At 64.3% G+C, this 17,034-nt stretch carries 16 protein-coding genes, 1 pseudogene and 1 riboswitch; of the genes and pseudogenes, 11 read left to right on the forward strand and 6 right to left on the reverse strand.

Features of this window, described 5'->3' with window-relative positions; translation table 11 throughout:
- Window positions 1-117: 117 nt before the first annotated feature.
- Complete coding sequence (locus ACVIHF_RS24435) at window positions 118-1,332, forward strand: ABC transporter substrate-binding protein (protein WP_310883028.1); 1,215 nt, start codon at window positions 118-120, stop codon at window positions 1,330-1,332.
- A 79-nt stretch (window positions 1,333-1,411) separates the two neighbouring features.
- Here ACVIHF_RS24435 and ACVIHF_RS24440 read toward each other — a convergent pair whose 3' ends face one another.
- From ACVIHF_RS24440 to ACVIHF_RS24450, 3 genes and pseudogenes are all read right to left on the reverse strand, one after another.
- On the reverse strand, window positions 1,412-3,229 hold the full coding sequence (locus ACVIHF_RS24440; RefSeq protein WP_456794118.1) for an alpha-mannosidase: 1,818 nt from the start codon (window positions 3,227-3,229) through the stop codon (window positions 1,412-1,414).
- Window positions 3,177-4,481 (reverse strand): annotated as a pseudogene (locus ACVIHF_RS24445) (glycoside hydrolase family 38 N-terminal domain-containing protein); the annotation flags it as partial. The pseudogene ACVIHF_RS24445 and the gene ACVIHF_RS24440, both read right to left, overlap by 53 nt.
- Before the next feature lie 181 nt (window positions 4,482-4,662).
- The gene (locus ACVIHF_RS24450) at window positions 4,663-5,190 is read right to left on the reverse strand and encodes a PRC-barrel domain-containing protein (protein WP_225164377.1); all 528 of its coding nucleotides are present in this window, start codon (window positions 5,188-5,190) and stop codon (window positions 4,663-4,665) included.
- On the opposite strand from ACVIHF_RS24450, the gene ACVIHF_RS24455 reads away from it, so the two are divergent.
- A complete protein-coding gene (locus tag ACVIHF_RS24455; protein ID WP_310883026.1) occupies window positions 5,171-5,545 on the forward strand; it encodes a hypothetical protein in 375 nt (124 codons plus the stop codon). The genes ACVIHF_RS24450 and ACVIHF_RS24455 overlap by 20 nt on opposite strands.
- On the opposite strand, the gene ACVIHF_RS24460 is transcribed toward ACVIHF_RS24455, so the two are convergent.
- Window positions 5,527-5,904 (reverse strand): PRC-barrel domain-containing protein, encoded by a 378-nt coding sequence (locus tag ACVIHF_RS24460; RefSeq protein WP_028344225.1) that lies wholly within the window; start codon window positions 5,902-5,904, stop codon window positions 5,527-5,529. The two genes, ACVIHF_RS24455 and ACVIHF_RS24460, sit on opposite strands and share 19 nt — an antisense overlap.
- 290 nt (window positions 5,905-6,194) lie before the next feature.
- Between ACVIHF_RS24460 and ACVIHF_RS24465 the strand changes: the two genes are divergently transcribed.
- On the forward strand, window positions 6,195-6,932 hold the full coding sequence (locus ACVIHF_RS24465) for a response regulator (RefSeq protein ID WP_018273044.1): 738 nt from the start codon (window positions 6,195-6,197) through the stop codon (window positions 6,930-6,932).
- 2 nt (window positions 6,933-6,934) lie between these two features.
- Window positions 6,935-8,290 (forward strand): ATP-binding protein, encoded by a 1,356-nt coding sequence (locus tag ACVIHF_RS24470; RefSeq protein ID WP_310883025.1) that lies wholly within the window; start codon window positions 6,935-6,937, stop codon window positions 8,288-8,290.
- Between the two features lie 29 nt (window positions 8,291-8,319).
- On the opposite strand, the gene ACVIHF_RS24475 is transcribed toward ACVIHF_RS24470, so the two are convergent.
- The gene (locus ACVIHF_RS24475; RefSeq protein ID WP_456792668.1) at window positions 8,320-8,517 is read right to left on the reverse strand and encodes a hypothetical protein; all 198 of its coding nucleotides are present in this window, start codon (window positions 8,515-8,517) and stop codon (window positions 8,320-8,322) included.
- 370 nt (window positions 8,518-8,887) lie between these two features.
- On the opposite strand from ACVIHF_RS24475, the gene ACVIHF_RS24480 reads away from it, so the two are divergent.
- The 7 genes from ACVIHF_RS24480 to ACVIHF_RS24510 all read left to right on the forward strand — a co-directional run bounded on the left by ACVIHF_RS24480 (window position 8,888) and on the right by ACVIHF_RS24510 (window position 15,129).
- Window positions 8,888-9,412: a lytic transglycosylase domain-containing protein gene (locus ACVIHF_RS24480; RefSeq protein ID WP_310883024.1), complete on the forward strand. Its 525-nt coding sequence runs from the start codon at window positions 8,888-8,890 to the stop codon at window positions 9,410-9,412.
- Between the two features lie 109 nt (window positions 9,413-9,521).
- Window positions 9,522-9,663: riboswitch (TPP riboswitch) on the forward strand.
- Window positions 9,651-10,664, forward strand: a complete 1,014-nt coding sequence (locus tag ACVIHF_RS24485) for an FAD-dependent oxidoreductase (protein ID WP_310883023.1) — start codon at window positions 9,651-9,653, stop codon at window positions 10,662-10,664. It overlaps the preceding riboswitch by 13 nt.
- Entirely contained in the window at window positions 10,655-10,852 is a 198-nt protein-coding gene (thiS, locus tag ACVIHF_RS24490) for a sulfur carrier protein ThiS (protein WP_057014951.1), read from the forward strand. Before ACVIHF_RS24485 ends, thiS begins: the two co-directional genes overlap by 10 nt.
- A 168-nt stretch (window positions 10,853-11,020) precedes the next feature.
- Window positions 11,021-11,803: a thiazole synthase gene (locus ACVIHF_RS24495; protein ID WP_310883022.1), complete on the forward strand. Its 783-nt coding sequence runs from the start codon at window positions 11,021-11,023 to the stop codon at window positions 11,801-11,803.
- Window positions 11,790-12,398, forward strand: a complete 609-nt coding sequence (gene thiE, locus ACVIHF_RS24500) for a thiamine phosphate synthase (protein WP_057014950.1) — start codon at window positions 11,790-11,792, stop codon at window positions 12,396-12,398. Before ACVIHF_RS24495 ends, thiE begins: the two co-directional genes overlap by 14 nt.
- Window positions 12,399-12,531: 133 nt before the next feature.
- The gene (gene thiC, locus ACVIHF_RS24505) at window positions 12,532-14,397 is read left to right on the forward strand and encodes a phosphomethylpyrimidine synthase ThiC (protein WP_310883021.1); all 1,866 of its coding nucleotides are present in this window, start codon (window positions 12,532-12,534) and stop codon (window positions 14,395-14,397) included.
- A gap of 336 nt (window positions 14,398-14,733) precedes the next feature.
- Window positions 14,734-15,129 carry a hypothetical protein gene (locus ACVIHF_RS24510; RefSeq protein WP_057014948.1) on the forward strand — a complete coding sequence of 132 codons (396 nt, stop codon included), beginning with the start codon at window positions 14,734-14,736 and terminating at the stop codon, window positions 15,127-15,129.
- A gap of 112 nt (window positions 15,130-15,241) precedes the next feature.
- On the opposite strand, the gene ACVIHF_RS24515 is transcribed toward ACVIHF_RS24510, so the two are convergent.
- Window positions 15,242-16,909 (reverse strand): flavin-containing monooxygenase, encoded by a 1,668-nt coding sequence (locus ACVIHF_RS24515; protein WP_310883020.1) that lies wholly within the window; start codon window positions 16,907-16,909, stop codon window positions 15,242-15,244.
- Window positions 16,910-17,034: the final 125 nt, after the last annotated feature.

Raw genomic sequence — 17,034 nt, forward strand, 5'->3', positions numbered from 1 at the left:
AGGGGGAACACTTGCCGCGCGCATGCTCAAAAAGTCGTCTTTGCGACAGCTTGTCGCAGCGGCTAGAACGCCCCGGTGGAAGCAACCCTCAACGAAAAAGTCAGGGAGAAAAACACGATGAAAACACTCTTGGCCGCAGCGGCGGCCGGCCTCGCGCTCGCGGCCTCAGGGACCGCGGCGAACGCCCAGATCTCCGACGATGTCGTCAAGATCGGCGTGCTCACCGACATGTCGAGCCTCTATGCGGACGCCACCGGCAAGGGCTCGGTCGCCGCCGTCGAGATGGCGGTCGCCGATTACGGCGGCAAGGTGAAAGGCAAGCCGGTGCAGGTGATCGCAGCCGATCACCAGAACAAGCCCGACGTCGGCGTCAACATCGCACGCAACTGGTACGACAACGACAAGGTCGACGCGATCCTCGACGTGCCGACCTCGTCGGTCGCATTGCCGATCTCGGCGCTGACGCGCGAGAAGAACAAGATCCACATCAATTCCGGCGGCGGCTCCTCCGATATCACCGGCACCGCCTGCTCGCCCAACACGGTGCACTGGACCTACGACACCTATGCGCTATCGAACGTCGCCGGCAAGGCGATGGTCAAGCGCGGCGAGGACACCTGGTTCTTCGTCACCGCCGACTACGCCTTCGGCATGGCGCTGGAACGCGATGCCGCCAATGTCGTCAAGGAGAGTGGCGGCAAGGTGCTGGGCGACGTGCGTCATCCGCTCAACTCGTCGGACTTCTCGTCCTTCCTGCTGCAGGCGCAGGCCTCCAAGGCCAAGGTCGTGGCACTGGCGAACGCCGGCGGCGACACCACCAACGCGCTGAAGCAGGCTTCCGAGTTCGGCCTGACCCAAGGCGGCCAGAAGATGATCGCGCTGCTGCAGGAGATCACCGACACGCATTCGCTCGGCATCAAGGCGACCCAGGGCCTGATCGTCACCGACGCCTTCTACTGGGACATGAACGACGAGACCCGCGCCTTCTCGAAGCGCTTCAACGAGAAGGTCGGCCACATGCCGACCATGATCCAGGCCGGCCTCTATTCGGCGACCATGCATTACCTGAAGGCGATCGAGGCCATCGGCACCGACGAGGCGCCGAAGGTGATGGCCCAGATGCGCGCCACGCCGGTCAACGACTTCTTCGCCAAGAACGGCCATATCCGGATCGACGGCCGCATGGTGCACGACATGTATCTGTTCGAAGTCAAGAAGCCCGAGGAATCCAAGGGCGAGTGGGACCTCTACAAGCTGATCGCCACCGTGCCCGGCGACGAGGCGTTCCGCCCGCTCGACAAGGGCGGCTGTCCGCTGGTGAAGTCGAACTGACGGCTACGCCACACCGGATCGCATCTGGCGATGCGATCCGGTCTCTCCGCGCAAGCCGGGGCGAAAGTCACTGCAATCACTACGCCTGGCAGACCCGCAGCGTTGCGATCTGGAATGGACGCAGCGCCAGGCGGCATCCCCGATCCTCGGTCGGCAGGGTCTCGATGCGGTCTTCCAGGGTGTTGCTCATCCACACCGACGCGATGTCGACGCCGAAATCGAGAGTCACGGCGGTGCGGATGCCTGCGCTCTCGTACAGCCGCACCACCCAGCCGTCTCCATCCTCGGCGGGCTTGATCGTATCGACGATCACGTTGGCCGGGGACGCGGTCAGGAGCGAGTGTCGCAACGGCGCGTGCGGTTTTCCCTTCGTCCACAGCACCGGACGCTCGAACCGCAAGGCGCGCCCGACCGTGTCCGCGCTGCGCCAGTCGCCGTGGTGGGGATAGATCGCATAGCGCATCCGGTGCCGCCCGATATCGGCCTGCGGATCAGGCAATTCGGAGCCGCGCAGCAGCGTCAACGCGAGCTGATTGCCGAACGCCGAATAGCCGTGACGGCGGTCGCTGAACAGCGACACGCCGAAATCCGGCTCGGCGAGATCGGCCCAGCGATGCCCGGGCACCTCGTACTTGGCCGCGTCGGCATCCGTGTTGGCATGCGTCGGCCGCTCGGTTGCGCCGAACATGGTTTCATAGGTTGCGTTCGATGCACGGCAGGCGACGGGGAACATGACCTTCAGCGCCGTCTTGCGCTCCTGCCAATCGACCGTGGTTTCGAATTCGAGATGATCGGCGCCGGCATCGAGGCGGATCACCTGCGTGAGCCGGCTTGCGCGTCCGAGCCCGCGCTCGAAACGGACCTCGCCGCGCAGTCCGCCATCCGACAGCACGGCGCAGCTCACCTCCTCTGTCACCTCGCGCGCGGTCTCCAGCGCGAACGGATCGATATCCCATGCCTCGAAATCGAGCGGCCGGTCATCGAGCAGCAGCAGCCGGGCTGCCGGTGATGCGAAGGTCTCGCGGCCGGTCGCAACATGCAGCAGCGACCAAACGAGCCCGCTGCGATCAATGCGCGCTTCGAGCCGCGCGTTCGACAGCACGAAGCCGTCCAGATCGGCGGCGACCACAACGCGATCGTCGGTCGTCGTCGTTTCACCCGCCGCAAACGGCGCGGCGACGATGTGACGAAGCTCGCCGTCGGGGTCGGACGCGACCTCGGCACGCGCGCAGCCCAGCGTGTTGACGGGTGTCCAATTGCCGTCTTCGGGATCGCACAGCGTCGCCAGCACGGCTTGCGTGCGACGCCCGGCCTCCTCCGCCACGCCAGCGAGTTCGACCTCCGCACGTTCATAGACCTCGCGGATGCTGCTGCCGGGAATGATGTCGTGAAACTGGTTGACCAGCAGCGTGCGCCACAGCGCTTCGATCTCCTGTGCTGACGGTGCCGGTTGCCGGCAGGCAGCCGCGACAGTGGTCACGAATTCGAGTGCCTGAAGGCCGGCCTCGCAAGCGCGGTTGAGGCGCTTGGTCTCGGCCTGCGTGGTGTAGGTGCCGCGATGATATTCGAGATAGAGCTCGCCCTCGATCGTCGCCAGATCCGGCGCTGATATCGCCAGGCGGTCGAAGAACTCGTCGACGGAGCGAATCTGGATTCGCGGCAGCCCCTGCAAGTCCCTTGCGCGCTGCAACGTCTCCAGCATCGTCTCGTCGGCACCGCCGCCGCCGTCGCCATAGCCGAACAGATAGAGTGCGTCGGACGAACGGTCGGCGTCCTTGTAATTGGCGGCGTGATAGCGGAGCTCCGCGACCTGCGCCGATCCGTTGTAGGTGTCCGCCGGGTGGGAAATGCGCCAGCACCGTGCTGCCGTCCAGTCCGCGCCAATGGAAGCTGTGATGCGGCGGTGAGGTGAACTTGTTCCACGACAGCTTCTGGGTCAGGAAGCGCGACATCCCCGCCGACTGCATCAGCTGCGGCAGCTGGGCGTCGTAGCCGAACACGTCGGGATTCCAGAACACGCTGGAGCGCGCGCCGAACGTTCGCTCGAAATAGCGCTGACCGTAGAGGAACTGACGGCAGATCGACTCGCCCCACGGCAGATTGCAGTCCGGCTCGATCCAGCTGCCGCCGACCGGAATCCATTGGCCGGCGGCGGCCTTGGCGCGAATTCGGGCGAACAGGTCAGGGTCATTCTGCTCGATGACGGCATACTGATAGGCCTGCGAGCAGGCGAACTTGAAATGGGGATAGCGCTCCATCAGCGCCACCGCCGTGGAAAAGCTGCGTTGCGCCTTGCGCCGGGTTTCCGCCAGCGGCCACAGCCATGCCGTGTCGAGATGGGCGTGGCCGATCGCCGACATCTCGTGGGTGATGCTGCCATTTCGTGCCGCGAGCAGGCCATCGAGGATCGCCCGCGCCGCCGGCCAGGTCGCGCGATCGTCGGGATCGGTGATGTTGCAGATGCGGTTGAGATCGTGCAGCAGGCGCCCCGCCCAGGTCCGATCCAGCGCCGGCTGCGCCGTCTCTCCGACAGCTCCGTATGACCTCGACTTTGTCGTGGGGTCGCGGTCAGCCTCGAGCTGGCGCAGCACCTCGTAGTCGAAATAGAATGCCGTAGCTTCGGGATCGAAGCGGCGCAGCTCGCAGGCGACCAGCGCGTAGGCCTGCGGATCGCTCCAGAACGCACCGAACAGGCCGTTGCAGGCCACCTCCACATGGATGCTGATCGTCTCCCCGCCGCTCGCCGACTGAACGAGCGGCGCTATGTGGCGGCCGGGATTGAGACCCTGCGAGGAACGTCCGTTGAGCCAAAGCAGCGCTTCCGAGCGGCTGTCCCAATACAGATCCACGCGCGAGCCGGCCCAGGCCTGCGGCACCTCGGCCACGACCTGCACCCAATAAGTCGCCCATAGCGGTCCCAGCGTCTCGCCCAATGGGACCGGCCGATAATCGAGCTTGAGCGCGTCCTCGAGGCTGATCCGCTCGGTGGGACCGGCAAGCGCGAGCGAGGTGACCGGCACGCGGCCGGCATGAACCTTCTGTTGCAGCCGCTCCGCAAAGCCTGCCAACCGGCGCCGCGTGTATTGCGGGTAGCGGCCGCGAATCCGGGCTACCGCGGGATCGCCGCCATCGCGCTCCTTGTCATTCATCAGGTTCTTCAGCCATTTGACGAATGATCACGTAAGGGTTGATGATGATTGCAACGCGCTGTCCGAATTGGATCGCCTGACCTACTCCCTACACTCTTCCCAAATTTTATCCATCCGGCCAGAAAAAAAGCGCGCCCGGCAGCAACCGGACGCGCTCTTCTCTTGCAGGTGACGCGATGCGTTAGTCGATCGAATACTTGAATTCCGGCATCGCCTTCAGCTCATCCTTGCTCGCATTGAACACGGCATGATCCGGATACCAGGGATTCGGCTTCGACGTCGCCGCCGCAGGCGCCGCGCCCGTGGTGGTGGTCGTCGACTTGCTTGTGCTGCCGGTGTTCGAGGCGCCGGTATAGGCGATCGGCTCGTTCACGAACTTCACCTTGTCGATCGGGACCGCGACCAGGTGCTCGCCGACGCCAAGGAAGCCGCCGACGCCGATCACGACCGCCTTCATGGCGCCGCCCTTCTCCATCAGCAGATCATTGATCGAGCCGACGCTTTCATTGGCATCGTTGTACACGCTGAGGCCGACGACCTTCGACGCGCGCCAGTTGCCCTTGAACGAATCCGGCGACGTGGCTGACGTGGCTGACGTCGACGCCGCAGGAGACATCTTGTCGCCCTTATCGGTTGGCGTCTGCGCAACGGCGACGGTTGCAAGCAGCGCGGTGCCGGCGAGGCCGGCGATGATGGATTTGACCAACATTGATGGCTCTCCTCTCGCAAAATCGATGCTGGGAAAACCCGTCATCTTCGCAACCGTTCCTAACGGACCTGCGCTCAAAAGCCGCTTAAATGCCGAGGAACAGGGTGAGGACCTTTCAGCGCACGGAAACGCTGCGCCGCTTGACGAAAGGTATCGTGATCTCTCAACCAAGCTTGCGGTTGAGCCTCACGACTGCGCCGGACGCGCAGTCCATGATGTGACGATGTTTGGCTCACTAAGTCGTCCCGGCGAACCGCGCTGCACAAGCCGCGCGCTCGTCCCGGCGACCGCATCATCGATCGGCGAGCGTCGTCATGCGCACATGTTGCCGCGCGATCAGAAGCCGCCCCAATAGGGCGGCACGCCGTAGAAGCGATGCAGCTCGACTTCCTGCGAGCGATCGCCCCAATCGAAATCCTTGTCGGCACGGAACGACGGCGCGCGCTTCAGCTCCTCGTCCTCGATGTCGAGCTCATAGGCCTCGAACTTCGGGTTGTAGTGCAGCCGGCCCCAGGGCAGCGGGATCAAATTGGTTCCAATGCCCAGGAAGCCACCGAAGCTCAACACCGCGTACGATACCTTGCCGGAGATCTTGTCGATCATCAGCCGCTCGATATGGCCGATCATGTCGCCATTGGCCCGGCGCACCGCCGTCCCCTCGACCCGGTCGCTTGCAATGAGCTGATGCGGCCTGGTCTCGACCTCGACAGCCATCTCACCCTCCTTGACCCGAAAGGGAAATAACGCGTCGCCGGGGTAACGGGTTCCGCCCCCGGATATGACAGCCGCCCTTCCCTTTCTCCGGCCGCCATAACGACGACCAGGGGCCGATGCGCTGTCCCGAGAGGGTTCTGCCCGCATTTCAGGGCATAGGATTGATGACAGAACGATAACTTTTCTCCCTGCGGCCGACCTGTTAACCCGAATAGCCGGGCAAGATTTCAGACACATACTGAAACAAAATTCCTGAGCCGCTTTCCCCGAATCACGGACAAAAGATCGGTATGACCCAGGCTGCGCCCAATATCCTTGTCGTCGAGGACGACCGCGAGACGCGGTCCCTTATCGCAAAATATCTCCGTACCAATTCTTGTCATGTCACGACCGCCTCCGACGGCCGCGAGATGGCCAAGGCGATGACCGACCACCGCGTGGATCTCTTGGTGCTCGACGTCATGCTGCCCGGCGAGGACGGCCTCAGCCTGTGCCGCAAGGTGCGGGCGGAATCGCAGACGCCGATCATCATGCTGACCGCGCGCGGCGAGGACGTCGACCGCATCCTCGGCCTCGAGATGGGCGCCGACGATTACCTGGCAAAGCCGTTCAACCCGCGCGAGCTGCTGGCGCGGATCAACGCAGTGCTGCGCCGGCAGGCCGCCGCGCGCAACGCCAGCGCGATCGAGGGCGCGACCACGCTGACCTTCCTCGGCTGGCGTATCGACATCCGCCTGCGTGAGCTGCGCAACCCCGAAGGCGCACGCGTCGCCATGACCAGCGCCGAGTTCGACCTGCTGCGCACCTTCTGCGAGCGGCCCGGCCGCGTGCTGTCGCGCGACAGCCTGCTCGACCTGACCCAGGGCCGCAGCGCCGGCTCGTTCGAACGTTCGATCGACGTGCTGGTCAGCCGCATCCGCCGCAAGATCGAGCCCGATCCGCAGGAAGCCACCATGATCAAGACGGTGCGTTCCGGCGGCTATGTGTTCACGCCGAGGGTGGAGGCGGTTGCCGCCACGAACAATTGACCATGAAGCTGCTGCGCGTGCTGAGTCTGCGGGGGATCGGCGCCCAGATGGCGGCGCTGGTCGTCGTTTCGATCGTCGCGCTGCATTTGATCATCACCGCCACCTTCCTGATCCATCGCCCTGATCGGGTGGAGCCTTCGGACCGCTGGCACACCCAGCTCGCCGCCGCCGCGCAGCTGCTCGGGCATGCCCCGGCGTCGGAGCGGCCGCGGCTCGTGGCCGACGTCGCCCGTGCCTTCCCGCAACTTGCGATCGGCGACCTGCCGGCCGATGCCGGCGCGCTCACCGAAACCGACACGCCGAGCCTGCACGCGCTGCGCCGGCTCGGCGCCGGCTATCGCATCTTCCTGCTGCCGCGCGAGGCTGGCGGCACGCCGCATGACGGCGAAATTCGCCGCGTCGCGATCCGCCTGCCCGACGGCGCCATGTTCGCCGCCAACCTGACGCCGGATCAGCACATGCGGCCGTTCTGGGGTGGACCGTGGATGATGACGGTGCTGTTCGCCGTCATCAGCGTCACCCTGCTCGGCCTGTGGGCGGCATGGGCGCTGACCGCGCCGCTGTCGTCCTTCGTCAAGGCCGCCGAGACCTTCAGCCTGAACGGCGCCGCCGCGCCGCTGCCCGAGCGCGGTCCGGAGGAGATTCGTTCGCTGGCCCGGGCGCTGAACCGGATGCGCGAGCGCATCACCGCATTGATCGACGATCGCACCAAGATGCTGGCCGCGATCAGCCATGACCTGCGCACGCCGATCACGCGGATGCGGCTGCGCGCCGAATTCATCGAGGACGAGACCCACCGCCACCGCATGCTGCGCGACCTCGACCAGATGCGCTCGATGCTGGAATCGGTGCTGTCGTTCCTGCGCAACGACCGCAAGCTCGAGGAGATGACGCTGGTCGACATCGCGAGCACGCTGCACCTCGTCACCGATCAGTTCGCCGACATGGGACACAAGGTCAGTTACACGGGCCCGCAGCACGCGATGGCGACCGCGCGGCCGGCCGACCTGCATCGCTGCATCACCAATCTGGTGGAGAATGCCGTGCGGTTCGGCGGCGAAGTTGCCGTCCGCCTCGACGTCAAGCCCGACCGCCTCGTCGTCGATATCGAGGATGACGGGCCCGGCATCTCGGATGCGCACAAGGCGAGCGTGCTGGAGCCGTTCGTGCGCGGCGACCAGGCGCGCAACATGGATGAGGCCGAAGGCTTCGGCCTTGGTCTGTCGATCGCCAACGCCATCGTGCTCGCGCATGCCGGCACGCTGTCGCTGCACGATCGCAAGCCGCACGGACTCGTGGTCCGGATCGAATTGCCGGCGCGGCAACAGCAATTGCAGCGGCAGAAATCCGCGGCCTGATCAGGCGAAGCTGATGCGATGAGGAGACGTCAGGCGGCGAGCGGCGTAATGAGCTCCGCTTCCTCGTAGATCGCGACGGCCTCGAAGCGGTAATTGCAGGCGCGGCAATTCCACAGGAACGAGGAGCGGCCTTCGCTGTGCTCCACCCAATCAGGGCGGGCGATCGGCTTGCCGCATTGCGCGCAGGGATTTTCGCGAGGCATATAGCCGGTGTCCTGACGGACCATGGCGCATCTCCCGAATGTTGTTTCTTGCGTGCTTGGACAGAGCTGCTGACTGAACGATCGCGCACTCTGTCGTGGATGAAGTCTAGACCTTCATTGATTCGTTTGCACGACAAACTGCTGTGGAGCGTGCGGCAAAATTAGTCAGAAAAATTAGAAGGAAATTGCAGGCCAAGACAATTTTTGGCTGAGACGATTGAAGCAAACAATTTGAAGCATCCGTCTTGCAATCGCGTCGTCCCTTCACCCCATGACCGGACAATCACGGATGCATTAACGTTCGCTGATGCGAAGGTTTTGCCACATTCCTGCCCGCTCGCCGTACCAATGAGACCGCAGAACCGACGCGCATCTGAAAGCCCGAGCGATTGAGATGAAGACCGTACAAGCCCTTGGCTGCCTTGCCGCAATCGCGGTGCTGGCGTCCTGCGCGAGCGCGCAGGCGCAATCGCGCGCGCAATATGAGGCGATGGTGGCGGCCGAGGCCCAGGCCAACCTCGTACCGGAAGAGCTGGTGCATCGCGTCATCGTGCGCGAGAGCAAGTACCATCCGCAGCTGATCGGACGCGGCGGCGCGATCGGGCTGATGCAAATCAAGCTCGGCACTGCACGCGGCCTCGGCTACACCGGTACCGCCGAGGGTCTGCGCGATCCCCAGACCAACCTCAAATACGGCATCAAGTACCTCGCCGGCGCCTATCGCGCCGCCGATGGCAATCACGATCGAGCCGTGCGTTATTTCGCGGGCGGGTATTACTACGTCGCAAAGCGCCAGCGCGGGGATCACCTGAAGGAAGCGAAGCATGGCGGCGCGGGTGCACCGCCGAAGGAATTCGCCAAGTCGGAGCAAATGACGGCCGATACCGCCGAGCCGAAGCCGGAACAGGCCGAAAAATAGCACCGATCGCGTCCGCGCAGCCCCACGACGCGTGCCGGCCATCCTCGACACCGCCTGTCAAACGTGTCTGGCATACAAGTTGACACACGAGCCCATCCGCCTACATTAGGGGCGTTCCGAGGGGTGCTCCGAAGGAGGAGCTGAGATACCGCAAGCTTGGACTAGCCAGTAGGCGAATAGTCCGGGACCGCGGTGACCCTTTGAACCTGATCCGGGTCATGCCGGCGAAGGGACAGGGATGTATCAGACGTCAAGACCGCGGGGGGATTCCCCCGTTTCCATCATCGGCGCAGGCATAGCTGGCGCCTGGCATGCGCTCTTGCTCGCAGAGGCCGGACGTGCCGTCACCCTGCATGAGCGCAGTGACGCCGCGATGACGGAATCCACAAGCCACTGGGCCGGCGGGATGCTGGCGCCCTGGTGCGAGGCGGAGGCCTCCGAGCCGGTGATCTCCCGGCTCGGCATCCGCTCGCTCGAGCTGTGGCGGCAGCATGTTCCGGAAACCCCGTTCAACGGCTCGCTGGTGGTGGCGCATCCGCGCGACCGCGCCGATTTCGAGCGCTTTGCCCGCCTCACCACCGGCCATCGCCGGATCGACGCCGAGGGCGTTCGCGCGCTCGAGCCGTCGCTCGAGGGCCGTTTCCGTGACGCCCTGTTCTATCCCGACGAGGGCCATGTCGAGCCGCGCCGCGTGCTGCCGCGGCTGCATGCCGCGATCGCCAAGGCCGGCGGCGCCATCAAGTTCGGCAGCGACGCCGAGGCAACCGATCTCGACGGCGTCGTGATCGACTGCCGCGGCCTTGCCGCGCGCGACCGCGAGGCGAGCTTGCGCGGCGTCAAGGGCGAGATGATCATCATCGAGACCTCCGAGATCGAGCTGGCGCGCCCGGTGCGGCTGATCCATCCGCGCTGGCCGCTTTACGTGATCCCGCGCGGCGACGGCCGCTTCATGCTGGGCGCGACCTCGATCGAGGCCGAGGACAACGGCGTCAGCGTGCGCTCGGCGCTGGAGCTGTTAGGGGCCGCCTATGTCGTGCATCCGGCATTCGCCGAGGCGCGCATCGTCGAATTCGGCGCCGGCCTGCGCCCTGCATTTCCCGACAATCTCCCGAAAATCAGGATCGAGCAGGAACGCATCACGGTGAACGGACTCTACCGTCATGGCTTTCTGCTGGCGCCGGCGCTGGCCGAGCTGACGCTCGCCTACCTCGCGCGCGGCGAAATCGACAATGAGGTGATGCAATGCGCGTGATCGTCAACGGCGAGCAGCGGGAGATCGCGGCCTCCAGCGTCGATGCGCTGCTGGCCGAGCTCGACTACGAGGGCACGCATTTCGCGATCGCGCTGAACTACGACGTGGTGCCGAAGAGCCGCTGGGCCGACACCGCGCTGAAAGCCGGCGACGAGATCGAGATCATCACGCCGCGGCAGGGAGGGTGATGTGAGCTTATTCGCAAGCTCCCTCCCCACGTCGTCCCGGCGAAAGCCGGGACCCATACTCAGCGGCCCTTCAGTGAAGCACGCGGGGAGACGTCCCATCCGACAATTTCCGGTCGTGGTTATGGGTCCCGGCTTTCGCCGGGACGACGGCATAGTTTGAGGAGACACATGGTCACCTTCTACGGCAAATCCTTCCCGTCACGCCTGCTGATCGGCACGGCGCTGTATCCCTCGCCTGCGATCATGCAGAACGCGATCCGCGCCTCCGGCGCCAGCATCGTTACGGTGTCGCTGCGGCGCGAAGCGGCGGGCGGCAAGACGGGCGATGCGTTCTGGTCGCTGATCCGCGAGCTCGGCGTCACCGTGCTGCCGAACACCGCGGGCTGCCGCAGCGTGAGGGAAGCGGTGACCACCGCCAAGCTCGCGCGCGAATTGTTCGGCACGCCGTGGATCAAGCTCGAGGTGATCGCCGACAACGACACGCTGCAGCCCGACGTGGTCGGCCTGGTCGAGGCGGCCGGCATCCTGATCAAGGACGGTTTTGAAGTCTTCCCATATTGCACCGAGGATTTCTCGGTCGCCTCGCGGCTGGTCGACGCCGGCTGCAAGGTGGTGATGCCGTGGGCAGCACCGATCGGCAGCGCCAAGGGCATCACCAACCGCGACGCGCTGAAGCTGTTGCGCGACCGCCTGCCCGACATCACGCTGGTGATCGACGCCGGGCTCGGCGCGCCGTCGCATGCCGCCGAGGCGCTCGAGCTCGGCTATGACGCCGTTCTGCTCAACACCGCCGTGGCCAAAGCCGCCGATCCCGTTGCGATGGCCAATGCCTTCCGCCTCGGCGTCGAGGCCGGCCGCACCGCTTACGAAGCCGGGCTGATGGAAGCCCGCGACTTCGCCTCCCCGTCCACCCCTGTCGTTGGGACCCCGTTCTGGCATGCCGTATCCTGATCCCTTCTATCCCGTCGTCGACAGCATCAAATGGGTCGAGCGACTGACAAAACTCGGCGTCGGCACCATCCAGCTGCGCGCCAAGGAGCTCGACGATGCCGGGGCGCTGCAGATCGTCAGCGATGCGCTCGCAGTGACCAAGGGCACGCCGACCAAGCTCGTGGTCAACGACTATTGGCGCGCGGCGATCGTCGCCGGCGCCGAGCATTTGCATCTCGGGCAGGAAGACCTCGCCGAGGCCGACCTCGGCGAGATCCGCAAAGCGAACTTGACGCTCGGCATCTCCACCCATGACGACGCCGAGCTCGCCACCGCGCTCGCCGCCAAGCCCGACTATGTCGCGCTCGGCCCGATCTTCTTCACCACGCTCAAATCGATGCGGTTCGAGCCGCAGGGCATTCCGAAGATCACCGAGTGGAAGAAGCGGATCGGCGGGATCCCCCTTGTCGCGATCGGCGGCATCAAGTTCGAGCATGCGGCCGAGATCTTCGCCGCCGGCGCCGATTCGATCGCCGTCGTCAGTGACGTCACCCAGAACCCCGACCCAGACGCGCGGGTCAGACAATGGCTCGGCCTCAGCGCGGAGGCCGCGTGATGCACGTAACTCTCACCAGCGTCATTCCGGGGCACGCGAAGCGTGAACCCGGAATCTCGCGCCACCACCTCGAGATTCCGGATCGGTCCTAACGGACCGTCCGGAATGACGACAAGATTAAGGAGGATCCCTCATGAACATCCGCTCCAATCCCGACACCACCCGTCCCGCCGTCACCACCGGCGCGCTGCCCGCCTCACGCAAGATCTTTGCGACGCCGGAGGCCGCGTCCGATCTGCGCGTGCCGCTGCGCGAGATCATGCTGTCGGAGGGCGCCGGCGAGCCGAATCTGCCGGTCTACGACACCTCGGGCCCTTACACCGACCCGAACGTGACGATCGACGTCAACGCCGGCCTGCCGCGCAATCGCCTCGCCTGGGTCAAGGAGCGCGGCGGCGTCGAGGAATATGAGGGCCGCACCATCAAGCCGGAGGACAACGGCAATGTCGGCGCCTCGCACGCCGCCAAGGCGTTCACCGCGCACCACAGGCCGCTGCGCGGCCTCGACGGCCACAAGATCACGCAGCTCGAGTTCGCCCGCGCCGGCATCATCACCAAGGAGATGATCTACGTCGCCGAGCGCGAGAATCTCGGCCGCAAGCGACAGCTCGAGCGCGCCGAGGCCGCGCTCGCCGACGGCGAGAGCTTCGGCGCTGCGGTACCCGCCTTCATCACGTCGGAATTCGTCCGCGACGAGATCGCACGCGGTCGCGCCATCATTCCCTCCAACATCAACCATGCCGAGCTCGAGCCGATGATCATCGGCCGCAACTTCCTGACCAAGATCAACGCCAATATCGGCAATTCGGCGGTGACCTCATCAGTGGAAGAAGAGGTCGACAAGATGGTGTGGGCGATCCGCTGGGGCGCCGACACCGTGATGGACCTCTCGACGGGGCGCAACATCCACACCACCCGCGAATGGATCCTGCGCAACTCGCCGGTGCCGATCGGCACCGTGCCGATCTACCAGGCGCTGGAGAAGTGCGACGGCGATCCCGTCAAGCTGACCTGGGAGCTCTACAAGGACACACTGATCGAGCAGTGCGAACAGGGCGTCGACTATTTCACGATCCACGCCGGCGTGCGCCTCCCTTACATCCACCTCACCGCCAACCGCGTCACCGGCATCGTGTCGCGCGGCGGCTCGATCATGGCGAAGTGGTGCCTCGCGCATCACAAGGAGAGTTTTCTGTACACGCATTTCGACGAGATCTGCGATCTGATGCGCAAGTATGACGTCTCGTTCTCGCTCGGCGACGGTCTGCGCCCGGGTTCGATCGCCGACGCCAACGACCGCGCGCAGTTCGCGGAGCTCGAGACGCTCGGCGAGTTGACGAAGATCGCGTGGGACAAGGGCTGCCAGGTCATGATCGAGGGCCCCGGCCACGTGCCGATGCACAAGATCAAGATCAACATGGACAAGCAGCTCAAGGAATGCGGCGAGGCGCCGTTCTACACCCTCGGGCCGCTGACGACCGACATCGCGCCGGGCTACGACCACATCACCTCGGGCATTGGCGCGGCGATGATCGGCTGGTTCGGCTGCGCGATGCTATGCTACGTCACGCCGAAGGAGCATCTCGGCCTGCCCGACCGCAACGACGTCAAGACCGGCGTCATCACCTACAAGATCGCGGCCCACGCCTCTGATCTGGCCAAGGGCCACCCCGCCGCGCAGCTGCGCGACGATGCGCTCAGCCGTGCCCGGTTCGATTTCCGCTGGGAGGACCAGTTCAACCTCGGCCTCGATCCCGACACCGCGAAGAACTTCCACGACGAGACCCTGCCGAAGGAAGCCCACAAGGTCGCGCATTTCTGCTCGATGTGCGGCCCGAAATTCTGCTCGATGAAGATCACCCAGGACGTCCGCGACTACGCCGCGACGCTCAACGACAAGGAGCAGGGCATGGCGCAGATGAGCGCCAAGTTCAAGGAGATGGGTGAGAACGTGTATCTCGACGCGGACAAGGTAAAGGAGAGCAACAGGGTCTTTTAACCCTCGCGCTCGTCATGCCCAGGCAAAACCTGGGCATCCATCGAAAACGAAAGGCCGGGTGAAAGCCCGGCCTTTTGCTTCTGGAGCACTCACTCAATCCATCGCGCGTGTCCAGATGGCCCGATCACGACAGCGACCGGCCCAAGAGCCCCGGAGAACCATTGACCTGGATCAACGAAAACCCTTCATCTCATCGTATGCTACGATGCTCAAAAAGCGATGAAAGCCGCGCCGGACATGTTATCATGGCTCTTCTCAAATAGACGATTGAGCGCCATTCCACGTTCGTTTCGCAGAGAGTCCAGTAGCCCAATGACAATTTGATTGGAGAGTTTCATGAGAACCTTCAACGCCGTGCTATTCGTGCTTCTCGTTGCGCAAGCGGCCTCGACACAGGCTGCGGATTTGAGCGGAGCCTGGACGATCGACGCCTCGGCCTGCAACCAGGTCTTCACCAAGGAGAACAACAAGCTCGCGTTCAAGAAAGATGCCGATCTCAACGCGGGAGGCTTGATCGTCCAGGGCAAGCAAATCACCGGCACGTTTCAAAAATGCACCGTCAAATCGCTGCATGATGACGGGCAGAATGTTCGCGTGATTGCGGCGTGCTCGGACGGCGTCGCGGTTTCGGACGTGTCATTCGACATAACACTCTCCGGAGAGAACAAGATCATACTCAGCTCCAAGGCACCGGTGCCCATCGAGACGCCGTATGTTCGCTGCTCGATGTGACATTCGGCGGCGACGGCTTGAGCAAGTAGCCCGGATGAGCGAAGCGATATCCGGGGTTTACCTGTCCCGCATATCGCTACGCTCATGCGGGCTACCGGACTATTCCTGAATCCTACGCCGTCGCCCCGACAGCTGCTTGCACACCGCCCCGCGCCCCCGCACCAAACGCAATCTCCTGATACCCTTTCTCCGCAACCCCGTTGATGATCCCCAAAAACTTCGGCGTGCCGCCGTTGTAGACGAAGTAGCGGACCGTCCCCTCCTCGTGGCCGGCGACGTTGGAGTTGTAGCCGGTGAACCACGACTTGGCTTTGCGCATCAGCATGATCTCGTACATCTTGACGACATGCGCGGTCCAGCGCTGCTGCGCTTCCAGGGTCGCGTCGGCGCGGGTCAGGCCGCGGTCCCACATGTATTGCAGCAGGTTGGTGCACCAGTTGACGCCGTTCTCGATGCCGCGCGGGAAGTTGGTCGACGCGGAGGCGCTTTGCGGGCCGGTCGGCATCAACAGGTTCGGGAAGCCGTGCACGAGCATGCCGAGGAAGGTCGACGGCGCGTGCTTCCACTTGTCGGCAAGGCTCTCGCCGCCGATGCCCCTGATATCGATCAGGTCGTAGGCGCCGGTGATGGCGTCGAAGCCGGTGGCGTAGACGATGATGTCGAAATCGTAGTCGCGCGCCGCGGTGCGGAGGCCTTTTTCGGTGACGCGCACCAGCGGCGTTTCGGAGAGATCGACGAGCTGCACATTGTCGCGATTGTACGCCTCGAAATATCGGGTCTCCAGCGGCAGGCGCTGCACGCCGAAGCCGTGATCCCGCGGGATCAGCTTCTCGGCGACATCAGGATCGTTCACGCGCTGGCGGATGCGGCCCGCGATATATTCCGAGAGCTCCGCATTGGCGGCTTCGTCCATGAAGATCTCGCGGAAGTTCGCGAGCCAGATGCCGAAGCCGGGCTCGTCGTAGAGCTTGTCCCACAGCTTGAGCCGCTCCTCGCGGCTCACCTCGTAGAAGCCGCGCTTGTCGGGGCCATGGACAAAACTGCCCGGCGTCAACGCGCAGGCAGCAAAAATCTCGTCATAGCGGCCGCGGATCTCGGCCATCTCGTCAACGGAGATCGCAGAGTTGTTGAGCGGCGCGCTCCAGTTCGGCCGGCGCTGGAACACCGTGAGCTCGCCGACCTTGTCGGCGATCTCGCCGATCAGCTGGATGCCGGTCGCGCCGGTGCCGATCACCGCGACCTTCTTGCCGGCGAGATCGACGGGCTCGTGCGGCCAGTAATAGGTGTGGAACGAGCGGCCCTTGAAGTCATCGATGCCAGGCACGCGCGGCATGGTCGGCGCCGACAACAGCCCGATCGCGAGCACCACGAAGCGGCAGGTCAGTTCGCGGCCGTCACTGATCCTCAATTGCCAGAGGTCGCGCGTCTCGTCGAACTGCATGATATCGACCTTGCAATTGAACTGCATGTACTTGCGCAGGTCGAACTTGTCGGCGACGTAGTTGAGGTAACGCAGATTCTCGGGCTGGCCGGAGAAGCGCTCCTTCCAGTGCCACTCGTCGAGCAGCTCGCGCGAGAATGAGAAGCCATAGGTGTAGCTCTCGGAATCGAAGCGGCAGCCCGGATAGCGGTTCCAGTACCAGGTGCCGCCGAGATCGGGCGCGGCTTCGAGCACGGTGGCGTCGATGCTGAGATCGGCCAGCCGCTTGATCTGGTAGATGCCCGCGACGCCGGCGCCGACCACGATCACCTCAAAGTGGGTTTTCGCCTCTCCTGTCATGTCCGCTCCCGAATTCTTCTTGATCTGTTTGAGCGGATTACAGACCCTTTTGCACCTGCAAGCAACCGCGCGATCGGGCACGACTTGCGTTGAGGCGCTGCATGCACCACATCGATCACTGCAAT

The organism is Bradyrhizobium sp. USDA 4506, from assembly GCF_054058795.1.